This window comes from Parabacteroides sp. AM08-6, from assembly GCF_003473295.1.
Lineage (GTDB): Bacteria > Bacteroidota > Bacteroidia > Bacteroidales > Tannerellaceae > Parabacteroides.
The window spans coordinates 1-19128 of the sequence record NZ_QRMP01000014.1 but is presented as its reverse complement, the minus strand read 5'-3'; the positions used below and the strand labels follow the sequence as shown (position 1 = coordinate 19128).

Genomic DNA, 19128 nt, shown 5'->3' with positions numbered 1-19128 from the left:
CCTTGCGGGACTCGTTTACTTAATTACCTTCAATTCTTTTCCTACTTTGATAAAGGCGGCGATAGCTTTGTCCAGATGTGCCTTTTCGTGGCCGGCGGACAATTGTACGCGGATGCGGGCCTGTTCTTTCGGAACTACCGGATAATAGAAACCGGTTACGTAAATGCCTTCTTCCTGCATGCGGGCGGCAAAGTCTTGCGACAATTTTGCATCGTACAACATGACTGCACAGATAGCGGACTGTGTCGGTTTGATGTCGAAACCGGCTTCCAGCATTTTATCGCGGAAATAGCTGACGTTATTTATCAGTTTGGTATGCAAGGCATCGCTTTCTTTCAGCATCTTGAACATTTCCAGACTTGCGCCTACGATAGCGGGAGCCACTGAGTTGGAGAACAGGTAAGGACGTGAACGCTGGCGCAACATATCGATAATTTCTTTTTTACCGGTAGTAAAACCGCCCATTGCACCACCGAATGCTTTACCCAGCGTGCCGGTAAAGATGTCTACGCCTCCGTAGCAATTGAACTGTTCGGCAACTCCGTGACCGGTCGGGCCAACTACGCCGGCGGAATGGGATTCGTCTACCATCACCAGCGCGTCATATTTTTCCGCCAATTCGCAGATTTTGTCCATTGGGGCAACATTCCCGTCCATCGAGAATACGCCGTCTGTTGCGATGATGCGGTGGCGCTGGGCTTGTGCTTCTTTCAGGCAACGTTCCAAATCCGCCATATCAGCGTTGGCATAGCGGTAACGCTTCGCTTTGCAAAGACGGACGCCGTCGATGATGGAAGCATGGTTCAGGGCATCGGAAATGATGGCGTCTTCTTCGCTAAACAGAGGTTCGAACAACCCTCCGTTCGCATCGAAACAAGCAGCGTAAAGAATGGTATCTTCGGTTTTGAAATAATCGGAGATAGCAGCTTCCAGCTGTTTGTGAAGGTCTTGCGTCCCACAGATAAAACGAACGGACGACATGCCGTATCCGTGTGTGTCCATTGCTTCTTTGGCTGCTTTAATCAGACGTTGGTTGTCCGACAAGCCCAGATAATTGTTGGCACAGAAGTTCAAAACGTCGCTTCCGGCGTTTACTTTGATGTCTGCTCTTTGGGGAGTTGTGATAATACGTTCATTTTTATACAACCCGGCTGCTTTGATGTTAGCCAGTTCCTGCGTAAGGAATTCTTTTAATTTACCGTACATAACTTTGTTTTTTGTTAGTATTTTTTATTAAGTTGACAATCTATTCAGATTAGTGGCAACTAAGTTGAAAAATGTTTGCCGCAGTGACAAAGGTCATATTTTTTTTGAATATATTGCTTAAAAAATACGAGAAAATCATGCAAGAACTATTTTATTCTCTATACCTTTGTCACACAAAAAACTTATAAAGAACATAAAAACGCAATGAAGAATGTATTAGTTATTGGTTCTACCGGTCAGATTGGCTCAGAGTTGACCATGAAGTTAAGAAGTATCTATGGTGGAAACATTGTAGCAGGTTATATCCCCGGTGCAGAACCGAAAGGTGAATTGTTGGAATCGGGACCTTCTGCGATAGTCGATATTACAAACGAGCAGCAGATTGCCGAAACTGTGTCGAAATATAATATAGACACAATCTATAATCTTGCAGCCCTTTTGTCTGCCGTAGCCGAGGCGAAACCGCAGTTGGCATGGAAGATTGGTATGGGCGGTCTGTTCAATGTACTGGAAGTGGCTCGTGAAATGCATTGTGCCGTATTTACTCCGAGTTCAATCGGTGTTTTCGGCAATAATACGCCAAAAGACAAAACTCCTCAGGACACTATTCGTAATCCGCGTACAATGTACGGTGTAACAAAGGTTTCCGGTGAACTTCTGAGTGATTATTACAATATTCGTTTTGGTGTAGACACACGTTCGGTACGTTTTCCCGGACTTATTTCTTACGTAACTCCTCCGGGTGGCGGAACAACCGATTATGCTGTCGATATTTATTATTCTGCGGCAAAGGGTGAAAAATTCGTTTGTCCGATAAAAGCCGGTACTTTCATGGATATGATGTATATGCCGGACGGTCTGCGTGCAGCGATTGAAATTATGGAGGCTGATTCTACTAATTTTGTGCATCGTAATTCATTCAATATTGCATCCATGAGTTTCGATCCGGAAATCATCTATAACAATATTAAGAAATATATTCCTGATTTCCAGATGGAATATGATGTAGACCCGTTGCGCCAGGCTATTGCCGACTCTTGGCCTAATTCGCTGGACGATACTTGTGCCCGTGCTGAATGGGGATGGAAGCCGGAATATGATTTGGATGCCATGACTCAGGATATGTTGGCTAAATTGAAAATTCGCTTCAATCGATAACTTATACATATTATAATAGAAGATGTTTCATTTTGTTATTTTAATGTAATGGATATGACCCCTTAAATCTGCAAAAAGATATGTTTTATAACATGTTTCTGTTAAACATGGTTAAAGATATGAGATTTCCAAGCGAAAAGTTATGCTACATAACATAAAAGCTCTATATTTGCACTGTGTTTTTCATGGTATTAGATTTAAGGTTAACAATGAAGATTGGCTGTCCGTGAGGATAGCCTTTTTTATTTCTGCATATTTCCTTTTCTGTCAGGCAACTTCCTTCTCTTTTCCGAGTAATCTTATTATATTTGTATATTGAACTAATAGATTATATCATGGAAACTTACAAAGCAAACGAAAACCGTTATTCCAATATGGCTTACAAGCGTTGCGGGCGCAGCGGATTATTGTTACCACCAATATCTTTGGGGTTATGGCACAATTTCGGGAGTGTGGATGTATTCAGTCAATTTATTCAGATTGCTTATACGGCTTTTGATAATGGAATTACGCATTTCGATTTGGCAAATAATTATGGCCCGGTATATGGCTCTGCAGAGGAGAATTTTGGGCGGATACTGAAAAAAGGATTGGGAGTTTATCGGGATGAGCTTGTGATTTCCACGAAAGCCGGCTATGATATGTGGCCAGGTCCGTATGGCAACTGGGGCAGCCGTAAGTATCTGATGGCAAGTCTGGAGCAAAGTCTGAAGCGGATGGGGTTGGATTATGTGGATATTTTTTACTCCCATCGTCCTGATCCTGAAACACCTGTAGAGGAAACAATGGGAGCATTGGCCGATATTGTTCGTCAGGGAAAAGCTTTGTATGTGGGAATATCCAATTATAATGCGGAACAAACGAAAGAGGCTTTGGCCATATTAAAAGAATACCGCGTTCCCTGCCTCATACATCAGGCCCGTTATTCGATGCTGGATCGTTGGACGGAACCGGATTTGCTCCCTTTGTTGAAAGAGGAGGGAGTGGGGATGATTGCTTTTTCCCCGTTGGCACAAGGATTGCTGACGGATAAATATTTGGATGGTATTCCTGAAAATTCGCGTGCAGCAAAATCAACCGGCCATTTACAGCGTGAGCAAGTGACTGAAAGAGTTGTAAATAAAATCCGCCGATTGAATGAAATTGCTGTTTCCCGCGGGCAGACATTGGCAGAGATGGCGATTGCTTGGTTGCTGAAAGATGAGCGTGTGACAAGTGTTCTCGTCGGCGCCAGTTCGGTCGGACAATTGATGGATAATCTGAAAGCTTTACAAAATGTGGAGTTTACAAGCGAGGAGCTGCAACGGATAGAAATTGTTCTTTCGGAATAATCTTTGTTTGTATTTCGAATTTTAAAGTCAATGATGAAAAGACTTATATTATTTCTGTCGTGTATATATCTTGTGATTGATATTTGTGCGGAAAGTGAGATGCGGGCGAATCTGTCTGCAGGTGGAGGTGTGAATGCCTTGAAGTCCGTTGTTTACGATGCCGGTGGCATCGTTAGAGGTGATACGTCCCAAAAAGAATTGACTTTGATTTTTACTGCTGCCGGACAAGCGGATGGTGCTTCGAGTATATTGAGAACGTTGGACAAACAGCATGTGAAAGGCGCTTTCTTTTTTACGAGCGGCTTTTTCCGGAAATTTCCGGATGTTATCAAGGCTATTCAAAAAGATGGACATTATCTGGGTGGACATTCAGACAAACATCCTTTGTATTGCGATTGGGGAAAGAGAGATTCAACTTTGATTACAAAAGAGGATTTTATTACGGATATAATGGCGAATTATAAAGTTCTGGCTGAAGCCGGTATTGAATATGAGAAGGCTCCTTTCTTTATTCCTCCTTATGAATGGTATAATAAAGAGGTTGCCGGCTGGGCAAAGAGCTTGGGAATACAAATCGTTAATTTTACTCCCGGAAGCGGTTCGAATGCTGATTATACAACGCCGGATATGAAGAATTATAAGAGTAGTCAGGAAATTTATGAGCGTATCATGGAATATGAGGCGAAGAATGGTTTGAACGGACATTTACTTTTAGTGCATTTGGGTACGCATCCTAATCGAACGGATAAGTTTTATAATCGATTGGATGAACTAATCCGGGCTCTGAAAAGAAAAGGATATAAATTCGTTCCGCTGGAAGAATTAATTGCTTTTTTTAATGATGACATATGAATCGGCAATTTTTTATGTAAGTTTGTGTATAAATTGAAAAATGAATGGTACCATTCCTATATCAGATAGCATCCCTTTTTTATAAAGAATATGGAGCGGAAATCAGCCGGCTGGCTTTTGTGTTTCCGAACAGACGTACGGGACTTTTCTTTCAGAAATATCTTTCGGAGGTTGCCGAAAAGCCATTGTTTTCGCCTACTGTCCTGACGATAAACGATTTGTTTGTGCAACTGAGCGGCAAACAGACGGCAGACAGGATTAGTATGTTGTTTATGTTGTATGATATTTATCTCCGTCATAGTGGTTCATCGGAAACATTTGATGAGTTTCTTTATTGGGGTGAAATGTTGCTGAACGATTTTGACGACATCGACAAGTATATGGTGGATGCCCGTATGCTTTTTATGAATGTGACCGATTTGCGCGAGATAGAGAATGACTTTAGTTTCCTGAGTGAGGGACAAATTCAGGCTATCCGTACTTTCTGGTCGTCTTTTTATCCGAAAGGGGATGCACCGAATCAAAAAGAGTTTTTGGCTATCTGGGAAATTTTATATGCTTTATATACGGATTTGAGGGCGGCATTATCAGACGAAGGACAGGGGTATGAAGGCATGATATTCCGGGAAGTGGTGGAAAATCTGAAGCAGGGTAAATGTTGTGAGTTGCCTTATGCAAAGGTGGTATTTGTCGGGTTGAATGCTTTGTCCGTTGCCGAAGAAACATTTCTTACCGAACTTCAAAAACAGGATATTGCTGATTTTTACTGGGATTATGCTTCCCCTAAAGTCACAGACCCGGATAATAAGGCCTCTTACTTTGTGGAACGAAATCAGAAATTATTCCCTTCCAAACTGACAATAGATGCCGGCTCGACAGGAAAAAGCCGAGAAAAGGATACTCCTGCAAAAATAGAAGTAATCGGTATTCCTTCCGGTGTCGGACAGGCCAAACAAGTACATACAATCCTGAGTGAGCTTTGCCGGAAGGATGAGATGAGTCCGGAGGAGGCTTTGCGTACGGCTATTATTCTTCCGGACGAACATTTGCTGATTCCGGTGTTAAATGCAATACCTGAACAAATCCGCCGGATTAATGTGACGATGGGATACCCATTGGCGGGGACTCCGGTTGCTTCCTTGATGGAGTATATCTTGGCCTTGCAGAAAAACATTCGTTATGTGGAACGGCAACCGCTTTTTTATTTCCGGGATGTTTTGCCTATTTTGAACCACCGTTATATTACAACGACTGCACCGGACATTATGGCTGCTTTGGTTAAGGACATATCGGAAAATAATAAGATATACATCAGTTCTGCTGATTTGAATAAAACTTCTTTATTATCAATCCTGTTTACTCCTGTGACGACAGTTGATACATTTGCGGATTATTTGATTCGTGTTTTACAGGAATTGAATAGAGTCATGTCGTCCTTATCCGGCGAAGAGGAGGAAGACGATGCGACACAACGTACAAATGACCTTGAACAAGAATTTATTTTCCATTATTTTGTAACGGTCAACCGAATGAAGGAAGTGATGCAGGAAGCACATGTCGAAATGAAAATCGACACTTATTTTCGTCTCTTGAAACGGGTGACGGATACGATAACCATTCCTTTCCACGGTGAACCTCTTTCCGGTTTACAAATTATGGGAGTACTCGAAACGCGGGCACTCGATTTTGACCGTTTAATCATATTATCAATGAATGAAGGTGTTTTTCCTCTCAGAAAAACGGCTAATTCGTTTATTCCTTATAATTTACGTCGTGGTTTCGGGTTGCCTACTTATGAGCATCAGGACAGTGTCTGGGCATATCATTTTTATCGTTTAATCTACAGGGCAAGCCACGTGAGTTTGTTGTACGATACTCGTAGTAATGGATTGCAAACCGGTGAAGTCAGCCGTTTTGTTCATCAGTTGCATTACCATTATGAGGAACCGATAGAAAACAAATTAGTGGTTTACAATGTTTCCTCTTCCAAAACTCCGGTATTGCAAGTCGAGAAAAGTGATGAGATATTATGCCGCTTGAATGCTTTTCGTAAAGGAGGTTCGCGTGCTATTTCAGCTAGTGCTGTGAATACATATCTGGATTGTCCGCTGAAATTCTATTTCTCTGTTGTTGAAGGTATTCAAGAGGAAGATGAGGTAAGTGAGACGATAGAAAGCAATGTATTCGGCAGTATTTTGCATAAAGTAATGGAAGAACTTTATTTGCCTTTCTGCGGTAAGATGGTGACGGCTGATTTGCTGAAATTAATTAAAAAAGATACAACCGTCTTAACCGGAACTATTGCACGTGCTTTTGCTGAAATCTTTTTTAAAACAGATGTTGCACGACCTTTGACCGGACAGAATTTCCTGATAGGAGAGATGATACGGAAATATGTTGAGAAAATATTGGAGTGTGATATTAAATTGACACCTTTCCGTTATGTCGAATCAGAAAAAAAGATGAATCGATTGTTCTGTCTGACAGATAAGAGTGAAATTCAGTTGAAAGGTTTTATTGACCGTATAGACGAAGTGGATAATGTTGTTCGGATAATTGATTATAAGAGTGGGAGCGGAACAACTGTTTTTACTTCCATAGACAATTTGTTTAATAAAGAGGAAACGGAACGTTCAAAAGCTGTTATGCAAGTATTTATGTATGCTTGGATGTATGACGAAGTTCCTACCGGAAAATTTATACAACCAGGTATTTATTATATGCGTACTTTGTTTTCATCCTCATTTAATCCGATAGTTTGTCAACGTGTCGATAGAACGAAAATAGAGCCGGTAACAGACTTTGCCAATTATTATGCTGAATTTGAAACCGGACTTCGTAAATGTCTGGATGAAATATTCAGTGCGGATGTGCCTTTTGTACAGACACCGACCGGAAAAGCTTGTGCTTATTGTCCTTTTAAAGATATTTGCGGGAAATGAGGAATCTCTCAATCCAGCATCAGGCTCATATAGGCTTCACGACTCTGATAATCAAGTAGAATACGGGTAAGTGACTGTGTGTCCATTTTTTTTAGTTCTCCAATGTCAAGGACTGAATTCTCGTGGGTAGAAGCCCAATGATGGATAAGTCGGTCTCTGTCGAGTACACATGCCATTCCCAACGGATAAGTACCCGGTCCTAAGAAAGGGGTACGATAAATGGCTTTGGATACGTTATTTTGTAAAGTCGCTTCCTGTAATAATAGTTTCTGAACATGCGCATCGTCATAAAGCAATTCTGTGATATAAATGGACTTGTTTTCTTGTAGAATAGGCTTATCTTTGTCAAGTGGGCGAATAAATGCCATGCCAACAGGTTTTTCTTCATCATTTAACGCAGTAAGAACTTGACCGCCTGAAAGTTGAATGTCTCGAAGGATTGTGATGAAATCATCGTAGGTATGTAGCATGCAGCAAGTACGTTCGCGTAATTTGCGGTTAAAAAATTCATAAAGGGAATCCACGGAGGGAACTTCAGGTGTTACAACCGTCAAGTATGGTTCCCATACAGGTTTTTCAGGGCGGATATAAGTCTCTTCCGAATAATCGAAAGCTTCTGTATATCCAGCTTCCCGGTAATAATCGAACAGCCACGGATCGGCAGGTATAATAGCTGTGAGCGCATATTTCCGGTATTTCATTACTTCAAATGCGTTTTGCAGCAATTGGCGCATCAACCCTTTCCCTCGTTCGGACGGTAAGGTGCAGGCTGCATAAATATAAGCGACAGATATTTCTGTCCCATAATAAGTCATGGTATAGGGTAATACTTGTAGGGCGGAGATGATTTTTCCGTCTTTTTCAATGGTTAGCACATTGTCCTTGTTATAGACCCGGTCGAAAAACAGTTTGATGAATTCGTCACTGTCATTGAAAGAGGTACGCCAGAGGTCTATTATTTGTTGTTTCTTATCCATTGTTATCTTTTCGTTTTAGAATTGCAAATATAAAACTAATAAATAAGGATGAAAGTTTAAAACGAAAAGAATAAAGGTGAGTGAGAGTTGCCGGAAGAAACATAAAAAGTATCTTATTATCATAAAATGTTATTAATAACGTTATAACTTAATCCAAAAAATAGAGCGTATTAAACTAATAACTATCTTTAAATGTTCGAAGTGTGATAATTTTAACTGACTAAAAATAAGCAAAATGAACATTGATAAAATATTACCGATTGATTTGTATCATACAGTGTCGACGTCGGAACTGACGTTGGAGAATTCGCTACGGATTATTCAGGTTGAAGCTGGACAACAGGTTGATTTATTATCATTTGAGTCTGGTACGCTGGCGGTTGTCTGTACCGGAGGCTTTTTTTCATGCAATGTATTTGATGATATTTTTAAAATAGAAAATGGCCAGGTTCTCTTGGTTGCAACAGAAGATATAATGGAAATTACCCCTTTCCCGGAGACTGGTTTCAAGGGTTTTGTTATTTATGCCAGTGAAACTTTCTTGTTGAACAGGCAAAGGTTGGTATATCGGAATATCTCTTCCGAAGAAATAGAAGAAATGCAGGTTTATATCCGGCTGATTAATTCGCAACTGGCCCGAATGAGTGATTTGCGATCGAAAATAGTAGAATCATTACTCCGCGCTTTAATACTGAGTTTACAACAAGATGGGCATATCGCTGACGACAAAGACAGTAAAATACCGCCTCTGTTTTATGAATTTGCTTCCCTTATTAGTCGTTATCATCATTCTCCTGTGTATTTTTATGCAGAGAAGTTGGGTATGACTTCGCAGGAATTGAATAATCGATGCAAAGCTTATTCGAAAATATCGGCTGCTGAATGGATAAGCAAATATGTATTACTCGAAGCGAAAGATTTATTGACAAAAACACGTTTACGGCCTTCGCAAATCGCTATCATGCTTCAATTTTCCAACTATGATACTTTTTCACGTTGGTTCAGAAGGCATACAGGTGAATTGCCTAGTAACTGGAGATAACTTAATAAAAAAATAATACTATGAATTTGACATTTGAGAACACTAGGATAAAAGGACGGATTATTTTAACAGACTCGTTGCATGAGGAACCGACTTTATTGAAAGATAAAACGCTGTATAAGTTTATCTGGGTGATTTCCGGTGAAATAGAACTGGATATCGATCATCAGCAAATAATATTGAAGGAGGGGCAATTAGTTCCGTTGTCCCATTTGCATCATCTTGAAATTCTTAGGGTGGATGGAGAATATTACGCTTTAATGTTTAACAGTAACTTTTATTGCATACATGGTAATGATCATGAGGTCTCATGCAATGGATTATTATTTCATGGCTCTTCGCATGTGTCAACATTTACTTTGTCGGAAGATGAAAAGAGAAAAATTGGAACTTTAACGGGTATAATGACAGAAGAGTTTGCCAGTGGAGACCATTTGCAGGATGAAATGCTTCGTGTACTGTTGAAGCGCTTTATTATATTATGTACGCGTATGGCAGAGGAACGGCAAGGGGTTGTGCGTGAAAATAGCTTTCAGTTTGAAACTATTCGTAAGTTCCATGTATTGGTAGATACTTATTTTAAAGAGAAGAAGCAGGTGCAGGAATATGCGGATATGCTGAATAAATCACCAAAGACACTTGCAAATATCTTGTCTGCATATCAGCAGCCATCAGCCATTCGCATTATTCATAACCGTATTCAGGCAGAGGCTGAACGTTTACTGCTTTATACGTCGAAAAGTTCTAAGGAGATAGCTTTGATATTGGGTTTTGAAGATCAGGCTACTTTCAGTCGTTTCTTTAAAAACGCAGTAGGACTGAGTGCAACGGAATATCGCCGGATGTATAAAAAGGATTTAGTTATAAAATAGGGAAAATTGCCAACTTAAAAGGAAAATCAGTATCCTCTGAATTTTAAGGTGTCTGTATTTTTGTAGAATAAAAAAACAGATGAAATATTGGAAACAATTGACTTAAAAGAAATGTTTCTTAAATAGTAAAACTAAAAGGAGGATGACTGAAAATGAAAAAGTATGATGCAATTATTATTGGATTTGGAAAAGGTGGTAAAACGTTGGCAGCCGATTTAGGGAATCGTGGATGGAGCGTAGCTGTCATTGAGCGTTCGAGTTCTATGTATGGAGGAACTTGTATAAATATCGGATGTATTCCGACCAAGTTGCTGGTACATTTGTCACAGACGGCTCATTATCACGAATTTACTACTTTTGAACAATACGCGAATGCTTTTCATCAGGCAATAGAGGAGAAAAGAAATATAACCTCTATGCTCCGCCGGAAAAATTTTGAAAATCTGGATACAAAAGATACGGTAACTGTTTATACAGGAATTGCATCATTCCGTTCTCTTTCAGAAATAGAAGTCCGGACTGAGAGTGAAACTTTTGTACTTGAAGGAGAAAAGATTTTTATTAATACCGGGGCTACTACTGTTATTCCCCCGATAAAAGGTGTATCGGATAATCCGTTTATTTATACCAGTACATCCATTATGGAATTGGATAAATTGCCTCGTCATCTGACTATTGTTGGAGGTGGCTATATCGGTCTTGAGTTCGCTTCTATTTTTGCGAACTTCGGAAGTAAAGTGACCGTTTTGGAAGATGGAGATAAATTTATTCCTCGGGAAGATCGGGACATTGCCGAGGCCGTTAAAGCTGTTTTGGAGAAAAAAGGTATTTCTATTCAATTAAATGCAATTGTACAGGAAATAGAACATGATGCGGATAAAGCAACAATTATTTACCGGAATGCTCAGAATGGAGAGACAACCCGTGTAGAAGCAGATGCTGTCTTATTGGCAACCGGACGTCGCCCGAATACCGAAGGATTGAATCTCGAAGCTGTTGGTGTTAAACTGACGGAACGAGGTGCAATCGAGGTGGATGATCATTTACATACTAGTGTCAACAATATTTGGGCGATTGGGGATGTTCGTGGTGGATTACAATTCACCTATCTCTCGTTGGATGATTACCGGATTATTCGTGACGAGCTTTTTGGAAACGACCGCCGGAATACAGGTGATCGGGAAGCAATTGCCTATTCTGTCTTTATCGATCCGCCTTTGTCGCATGTCGGTATGACTGAAGAACAGGCCCGTCATACGGGACGCAATATAAAGGTTGGTAAAATATTGGCGGCTTCAATGCCCCGGACGCTTACTGTCGGGCAAACAGATGGATTATTGAAAACGGTCATTGATGCAGACACAAACCAAATCCTGGGATGTACGCTTTTCTGTGCAGAATCCAGTGAAGTTATCAATATAGTATCATTGGCCATGCGTATGAATAATAATTATGTATATCTCCGGGATAATATATTCACCCATCCTTCGATGAGTGAATCTCTAAATGATTTATATTCAAGTATAAAATAAAAAACATAAATATGAAAGCAGATATTGGATTAATAGGTCTGGCCGTAATGGGCGAGAACCTGGCATTAAATATGGAAAGCAAAGGCTTTACTGTAGCAGTATATAATCGGAATTTTCCCGGTGAGGAAGGTGTCGTAGAGAGTTTTATTAAAGGACGTGGAAAAGGAAAACATTTTATTGGCACACATTCTATCGAACAATTAGTCGAATCGGTGAAACGCCCTCATATCATCATGATGATGGTAAAAGCTGGAGCTCCGGTGGACGAGTTGATAAGCCAACTTGTTCCTTATCTTTCACCCGGTGATGTGATTATTGATGGTGGTAACTCTGATTTCCATGACACTGAACGCCGTGTGATGCAGTTGCAGGAAAAAGGTATCTATTTTGTCGGGACCGGTATATCGGGTGGGGAAGAAGGTGCTTTGCATGGTCCTTCTGTCATGCCCGGAGGAGCTCCAGAAGCTTGGCCGTTGGTGAAAGATATATTACAGGGAATTTCAGCGAAGTTGGATGATGGAACTCCTTGTTGTGAATGGATTGGTAGCGGTGGTGCCGGACATTTTGTGAAAATGGTTCATAATGGTATCGAATATGGTGATATGCAACTTATATCCGAGGCTTATGCTTTGCTTAAACATCGTAAGGGATTGGATAATGACGCTTTAGCCGTTGTTTTTGATGAATGGAATGGAGGTGAACTGGATAGTTTTCTAATTGAAATCACAGCAAATATTCTCCGTTTCCGGGATGAAGATGGCAAACCGCTTCTGGATAAAATTCTCGATATTGCCGGACAAAAAGGAACTGGTAAGTGGAGTGCTCTTGCTGCTATGGATGAGAATGACCCGTTAACACTGATAACAGAGGCTGTTTATGCTCGTTTGCTGTCCGCTTTATATGCCGAACGCAAAAAAGCTTCAGGATTATATCCCGAACAAGTGGAAGTAAACGAAAATCTTTATATAGAAGAAGTTCGCCAAGCATTGTATGCAGCTAAACTGATTTCTTATGCACAAGGCTTTTCGTTGATACGTCGTGCTTCCGAGCATTATGGATGGAACTTGGATTTCGGAACGATTGCTCGTATTTGGCGTAAAGGCTGTATCATTCGTTCCGCTTTTCTCCAAAAGATAACGGAAGCGTATACAAAAAATCCGGAGTTAGAAAATTTACTGTTCGATGACTTTTTTCGTAGTAAAATACAATTGTCGTTGTTATCTTGGCGTAAAGTTGTAGCTGAAGGGGCTTTAAGCGGGGTGGCCTTACCGGCTATGAGTTCGGCATTGAATTATTTTGACGGTTTGCGAACCTTGCATTCTTCGGCAAATTTAATTCAGGCACAACGCGATTATTTTGGTGCACATACTTATGAGAGAACGGATTACGAACGTGGACATTTTTTCCATACTAATTGGACCGGTGAAGGAGGAAGTACTGTTTCTGGAACTTATAATGCTTAACAGAGGAGGAAAAATGAAAACTGCAAGTAATCAATTATTAGTTATATTCGGAGCTTCCGGCGACCTGACGGGGCGCAAATTGCTTCCTTCTCTTTATGAATTGCATTTACGGGAATTGTTGCCCGAACGTTTTTGCATTCTTGGTGCAGCCCGTACGGAATATACTGACGATGAATATCGCGCATTCGAAAAAGAACATATTATCGACGCTCTGAAAAAAAAGGAGATAGATGAAAAAGAATTGGATAATTTTTTGAAACGTGTGTTTTACCAGGCTTTTGACTCGACAAATTCCGCTGAGTATTTTAAACTGAAGGAGCGTATCCATACACTGCGTCGGGAAGAACAATTGCCGGATAAGATTATCTATTATCTGGCTACACCGCCTTTGATGTACGAACTTATTCCGACTTGTCTGAAAGAGAATGGATTGAATGTTCCGGAAGAACCGGATGGTTGGCGCCGGGTTATCGTCGAAAAGCCGTTTGGTACAAGTCTTGAATCGGCTCAGCGCCTGAATAAGCATTTATGTAGGATATTCGATGAACAGGAGATTTATCGTATCGACCATTATTTAGGAAAAGAAACGGTTCAAAATATTCTGGTACTTCGTTTTTCCAACGGTATATTCGAACCACTTTGGAACCGGAACTATATCGATTCCATCGAAATTAGCGCATCCGAAACATTGGGAGTCGAAAATCGGGGAAAATATTATGATGGTGCTGGAGCTTTGCGTGATATGATTCAAAATCATTTGATGCAATTGATGGCTTTTACGGCAATGGAATCGCCCTCCGTATTCGACCCGGAACCGATTCGGGATGAGATTGTGAAAGTATTCCGTGCCCTGCGTCCGTATAAAACGCATGATATGGATAATCTTATTGTTCGTGGTCAGTACGAAGGTTACCGGGAAGAGAAGAATGTCGCTCCCGACTCGACAACCGAGACGTATGTCGCTATGAAGATGTTTATTGATAACTGGCGTTGGAGTGATGTCCCGTTCTACATCTTTACCGGAAAAAAATTACCGGAAAAAACTTCTGAAATAGTTGTGAATTTCAAATCGACACCTCACCAGCTTTTTGCCGGACAATGTTCGGGAGGATCTTGTAATAAATTGATTATCCGTATTCAACCGAACGAGAGTATTACGCTTAAATTCGGTCTGAAAATGCCTGGAGCTGGCTTTACTGTTAAGCAGGTTGGGATGGATTTTCGTTATGATTCACTTTCGAAAGGTTATTTGCCTGATGCCTATGAACGTTTATTATTGGATGCCATGTTGGGCGATTCAACTTTGTATGCTCGCAGCGATGCTTTGGAGGCTAGTTGGAGGCTTATTGATCCTATCCTTCATCACTGGAAAGACGAAGGTGATAAAAATCTCTTTTTTTACGAACCTGGCCAGAATGGTCCTATTGAAAAAGCTAAATTAGGGATGGTTCCGAAGGATTGCCCTTGTCGGTCTTGTGGATAATGATAAAAGCAAAATAATATGATAATAGAAAATTTTAAAGAGAGTAAAGATGCTCTCCGGTCAATGACTTCCTGCTTGATGCAGTACATGGACCGGAAGGGTGATGGCGTGCCTTTCAATTTGGCCCTTTCGGGGGGTGAAACGGCGAAAAAGATGTTTGTTCTCTGGGTGGACGAATATCGGAATAAAATCAATTGGAATAATATTCGTTTTTTCTGGGTAGACGAACGTTGTGTACCTCCCACGGATCCCGACAGTAATTATGGTCATGCCAATGATTTGCTTTTTAAACCATTGGATATTCCTGAAGAACATGTGCATCGTATCCATGGGGAAGTAGAACCGGGTACTGAAGCGATGCGCTATTCGCGTATCGTGAAAGAATTTCTTCCACGTCACGGACAGCTTCCTTATTTTGACTGTATTATCCTTGGTATCGGTGGCGATGCGCATACAGCCTCTATTTTTCCGGATACGTTACCGCTTCTGACGGATAGCCGGAATTATGCAGTTTCTCAACATCCGGAGTCTCATCAATACCGGATTACTATGACAGGTCCGCTGATATTAAATGATTCTCCACTTTTAGTACCTGTTTTGGGTGCAGGCAAAGCTAGTGTTATAACAGAATTGAAGAAAGGTTATTCGGCTTCCAATGCGACCCCTGCCGCTTATATACTTTCCCATGCAGTGGATGCAACTGTTTATACAACGCTAGAATAAAAACTGCGACCATACAAATTCAGAATTTGATGAAAAATGAGAAAAACTACTTTTTTTAGTTTATTAACTAGTTGCGTTAGTTCTAAAACTAAAAAAAGTAGTTTATTTGTTGAAAAAATAATACAGATGAAACGACTAACTGCAAAAGAGGAAGAAATAATGGGCTTTTTCTGGGAAAAAGGACCTATGTTTGTGAAACAACTACTTGGTTATTATGATGAACCGAAACCACATTTCAATACCTTATCAACAATTGTCCGCGGACTTGAAGAAAAAGGTTTTCTGAATCATCATATATATGGAAATACCTATCAATATTATGCTTCCGTCACAGAAGAGGAATACAGTAAGGGTACTTTAAAGAATGTCGTTGCAAAGTATTTCAATAATTCTTACTTGGGAGCGATTTCTTCATTAGTCAAAGAAGAGGAAATTTCGGTAGATGAACTGAAGCGACTTATACAAGAAGTTGAACAAGTGCATAGTAAGTAAACTCGAAAAGAAGCATGAAAGTATGGGAACATTTTTAGTATTCATTCTGAAGTCGGCAATTTGTCTGGTGGTTTTTTATCTGTTTTACCGCTTGTTGTTGGGACGTGAAACTTTTCATCGTTTTAATCGGCTTGCCTTGTTAGGATTGCTCGTTTTCTCGGTTGTTGTCCCTTTTATCCGGTTTGCAACAGATACGCCGATAGTTATTCAGCGACCGGTACAAAATTTGGAATATTTGTTGCTAATGGCTCAAGAGCAGATGGATACGGAAGTTGAACCGTCCGGTTTGTCAGTATGGTTGACCGTTATATTTTTAGTTTATATCGCAGGTTGTTTGTTTTTTTCTATGCGTTTTTTATATTCTCTTTGGCAAATTATCAGGACAATTCATTCTGGAGAAAAGAAACAATTGGCGGATAATATATGCTTGGTGATAATCGAACAGCCGATAAGCTCGTTTAGTTGGAGTCGATATATTGTAATTTCTCGAATCGATATGGAAGAAAACGGACAAGAAATTATGGCACACGAAAAGGCTCATATTCAATCCAAACATTCGTATGATTTATTATTGGCTAGCCTGTGCACCATTTTGTATTGGTTTAATCCGGCAGCTTGGTTACTGAAACAGGAATTGCAAAATATTCACGAATATGAAGCTGATGAAGCGGTTTTAAATAATGGAATTGATGCCAGGCAGTATCAATTATTATTAATAAAAAAGGCGGTTGGCATACATCGTTTTACCTCTGTAGCCAATAGCTTTAATCACAGTATACTTAAAAAACGAATTACTATGATGTTAAAACAAAAGTCGAATCCATACGCAAAGTTGAAGTATCTGTATATCTTTCCGCTTGCAATGGTAGCAATGCTTGCTTTTGCCCATCCGGAAATCTCACAGGAACTGGAGAAAATATCGGCAGTCAATGTGATTGAAACTCCTTTTATTTCACAAATGAACTTGCGTGGAAATGTAATGAATGAAACAGTGGAGCATCCTCTTTCCCCATTGGATGTAAATCAGGAAAAGAAAAAAAAGAAAAAGGTCGTTCCGGCTTCAAACGACACTACTATGGTTGTCGCATATAGCAAAAAAGAGGTAACTAAAAAGCAAGATACAATTCCTTTAAAAGGTAAAATTCGAAAAATAGAAAATCAATCCAAACAACCATTATTTATTGTTGACGATGTGGAAAAAACTGATTTTGATTTGAACTCGCTGGATGTATCCCAAGTAAAGAGCTTTTCAATTCTTAAAGGAAAAAGTGGTAAAGCCATTTATGGTGATAAAGCCGAAGCTGGTGTTATTCTTATTCAAACAAAAGATGTGTATCCGGATAAATTAAAAGGAAATCCTCTCTCGGTTGTGGCTATCGATTCAGCCAAGCAACCCAGATATGAAGTTGAAAAAATGAAAGGTCTGCAGCGCAAATTTCTAAATTATAAAAAGACGTATGAAGGAGAACCGATTCTGATTGTAGATGGCAAAGAAATGGTCGACACTAAATTGGGGGATATTGACCATGCAAAAATTTCAAGTATCACTATTCTGAGAAAGGAAGATGCCGTTAAGGAATATGGTGAGAGATGTAAACATAGAAGTGTAATAATTATTAGTTTGAAGAAATGAAGAATAAATGTAAAGCTGCAATTTCGTGTGTATGTATTTCTGTTTTTTTGCTTTCCTGTAATACACAAACAAGCCCGGATACAAAAAAGTTTGATGTTGTTCCGGTGGAAGCGGGGCTAGGAAACCTGACAGATTTGAAAGCCTCTGAGTATTTTCATAAAATCAGTTATGTCCCATTGGAAACGAATGAAAACTGCTTGATTGGCAGAGAGCCTGCAGTTCATTTGTTTGGTGATAAAATATTAGTTACATCCTTTCCTAGGCAATGTATGTTGTTCGACCGTTCCGGCCGTTTCATTTCTTCAGTCGGCCATGTTGGTGAGGACCCAGAAGGTTATAGTAAAACTGACAATTGGACAAATGAGCGAACAGGCACGATTTATTTCCCTGGTTGGAATAAAAACCTAATCACTTATCAGGATGACGGCACTTTTAGAGGCATCGTGCGCATACCGGAAGGGAACAAAACTCCAACTGGTGAATTTGAGTTCCTGAATAATGGAACGATAGTTCAGTATGCAAATGAGTTATTTGGTAATACTGAATATCTTTTATTCTTTCGGGATGGTGAACTGATTAAGAAGATAGGAATTCATGAAAAGGATAGTGTCCAGTTTGACATTAGCAATGTCCAATCATTTTCAATCCTTAAAAGTGAAATTGCAAAAGCGTATACACCAGCGGGTATGGGAGGTGTTTACCTTATAGACTTTAAGGAGGCGGACAAAGGGCTTATTTCATTGGTGAACACAAATCATCTTTGGCGTATTGAAGATGATATATTTTTCAAAACAACATACAATGATACCATTTATCAAGTTTTAGATACAGCCCTGATACCGGTAAAAGCATTTGATTTAGGCAAATATCATTGGGAGTACAAAGATCGTTTCGACAAAACCCGTAAGGATGTAATCCTTATGACACAAATATTGGATAGCCGTAATTTGATGTTATTCCGTTTTGCGATAAATGTATTCAACAAAGTAACCCCTTATAATGCAATTCTGAATAAGACGACAGGCGAGTTAAAAATAGCTGACTCCAACAACGGTATCGAGGACGACCTGACAAACTTTATCCCTTTGCAGCCTCTGACTGTTTCAACCTCCGGCGAATATGCCAGTCTGCTATCCGTTGATAATATCCTCACCTGGTTTGATGAACATAAAAATGTATCAGGCTTGCCTGCTGAAGTTGAAAAGTTAAAGCAAATAGGCGAAGAGGATAACCCTGTAGTAGTAATCATGGAATGATATGGCATGCTTGTTAGTCATAAGCTGTACGAATATTTGAGTTTTTCTCTGTTCCTTCAATAAAAGTTATGAATAAAAAAACGTAAAGCTTGCATATAATAAAAACAGTACATATCTTTGCACCTGCATTACAGAAGTAACGCACCGGATGATTCGCTAGCTCAGC

At 40.0% G+C, this 19128-nt stretch carries 15 protein-coding genes; 13 read left to right on the top strand and 2 right to left on the bottom strand.

Annotated features, from left to right (window positions below; all coding sequences use genetic code 11):
* Positions 1 to 15: 15 nt before the first annotated feature.
* Complete coding sequence (kbl, locus tag DW103_RS10415; RefSeq protein WP_122275837.1) at positions 16 to 1206, bottom strand: glycine C-acetyltransferase; 1191 nt, start codon at positions 1204 to 1206, stop codon at positions 16 to 18.
* Positions 1207 to 1410: 204 nt separating this feature from the next.
* Here kbl and DW103_RS10410 point away from each other — a divergent pair, with 204 nt between their 5' ends.
* From DW103_RS10410 to DW103_RS10395, 4 genes are all read left to right on the top strand, one after another.
* Positions 1411 to 2364 (top strand): NAD-dependent epimerase/dehydratase family protein, encoded by a 954-nt coding sequence (locus DW103_RS10410; protein ID WP_122275835.1) that lies wholly within the window; start codon positions 1411 to 1413, stop codon positions 2362 to 2364.
* Positions 2365 to 2699: 335 nt separating this feature from the next.
* Positions 2700 to 3695 carry an L-glyceraldehyde 3-phosphate reductase gene (mgrA, locus tag DW103_RS10405; RefSeq protein WP_122275833.1) on the top strand — a complete coding sequence of 332 codons (996 nt, stop codon included), beginning with the start codon at positions 2700 to 2702 and terminating at the stop codon, positions 3693 to 3695.
* A gap of 30 nt (positions 3696 to 3725) precedes the next feature.
* The gene (locus tag DW103_RS10400) at positions 3726 to 4547 is read left to right on the top strand and encodes a polysaccharide deacetylase family protein (protein WP_122275831.1); all 822 of its coding nucleotides are present in this window, start codon (positions 3726 to 3728) and stop codon (positions 4545 to 4547) included.
* A gap of 44 nt (positions 4548 to 4591) precedes the next feature.
* Positions 4592 to 7489: a PD-(D/E)XK nuclease family protein gene (locus DW103_RS10395; protein ID WP_122275829.1), complete on the top strand. Its 2898-nt coding sequence runs from the start codon at positions 4592 to 4594 to the stop codon at positions 7487 to 7489.
* Between the two features lie 8 nt (positions 7490 to 7497).
* Here the strand turns inward: DW103_RS10395 and DW103_RS10390 are convergent, their stop codons facing one another.
* Entirely contained in the window at positions 7498 to 8466 is a 969-nt protein-coding gene (locus DW103_RS10390) for a GNAT family N-acetyltransferase (protein ID WP_122275827.1), read from the bottom strand.
* A gap of 235 nt (positions 8467 to 8701) precedes the next feature.
* On the opposite strand from DW103_RS10390, the gene DW103_RS10385 reads away from it, so the two are divergent.
* From DW103_RS10385 to DW103_RS10345, 9 genes are all read left to right on the top strand, one after another.
* On the top strand, positions 8702 to 9508 hold the full coding sequence (locus DW103_RS10385) for a helix-turn-helix domain-containing protein (protein WP_122275825.1): 807 nt from the start codon (positions 8702 to 8704) through the stop codon (positions 9506 to 9508).
* Positions 9509 to 9528: 20 nt separating this feature from the next.
* Complete coding sequence (locus tag DW103_RS10380) at positions 9529 to 10380, top strand: helix-turn-helix transcriptional regulator (RefSeq protein ID WP_122275823.1); 852 nt, start codon at positions 9529 to 9531, stop codon at positions 10378 to 10380.
* Positions 10381 to 10532: 152 nt separating this feature from the next.
* Positions 10533 to 11912 carry an FAD-dependent oxidoreductase gene (locus DW103_RS10375; protein WP_122275821.1) on the top strand — a complete coding sequence of 460 codons (1380 nt, stop codon included), beginning with the start codon at positions 10533 to 10535 and terminating at the stop codon, positions 11910 to 11912.
* An 11-nt stretch (positions 11913 to 11923) separates the two neighbouring features.
* Positions 11924 to 13375: a decarboxylating NADP(+)-dependent phosphogluconate dehydrogenase gene (gene gnd, locus DW103_RS10370; protein ID WP_122275819.1), complete on the top strand. Its 1452-nt coding sequence runs from the start codon at positions 11924 to 11926 to the stop codon at positions 13373 to 13375.
* Positions 13376 to 13388: 13 nt separating this feature from the next.
* Positions 13389 to 14858, top strand: coding sequence for a glucose-6-phosphate dehydrogenase (gene zwf, locus DW103_RS10365; RefSeq protein WP_122275942.1), 1470 nt, complete (start codon positions 13389 to 13391; stop codon positions 14856 to 14858).
* 18 nt (positions 14859 to 14876) lie between these two features.
* Complete coding sequence (gene pgl / locus DW103_RS10360) at positions 14877 to 15581, top strand: 6-phosphogluconolactonase (RefSeq protein WP_122275817.1); 705 nt, start codon at positions 14877 to 14879, stop codon at positions 15579 to 15581.
* Positions 15582 to 15707: 126 nt separating this feature from the next.
* Positions 15708 to 16073 (top strand): BlaI/MecI/CopY family transcriptional regulator, encoded by a 366-nt coding sequence (locus DW103_RS10355; protein WP_122275815.1) that lies wholly within the window; start codon positions 15708 to 15710, stop codon positions 16071 to 16073.
* Positions 16074 to 16095: 22 nt separating this feature from the next.
* Positions 16096 to 17706: a M56 family metallopeptidase gene (locus DW103_RS10350; protein WP_122275813.1), complete on the top strand. Its 1611-nt coding sequence runs from the start codon at positions 16096 to 16098 to the stop codon at positions 17704 to 17706.
* A complete protein-coding gene (locus DW103_RS10345; RefSeq protein ID WP_122275811.1) occupies positions 17703 to 18962 on the top strand; it encodes a DUF4934 domain-containing protein in 1260 nt (419 codons plus the stop codon). Before DW103_RS10350 ends, DW103_RS10345 begins: the two co-directional genes overlap by 4 nt.
* Positions 18963 to 19128 lie beyond the last annotated feature (166 nt).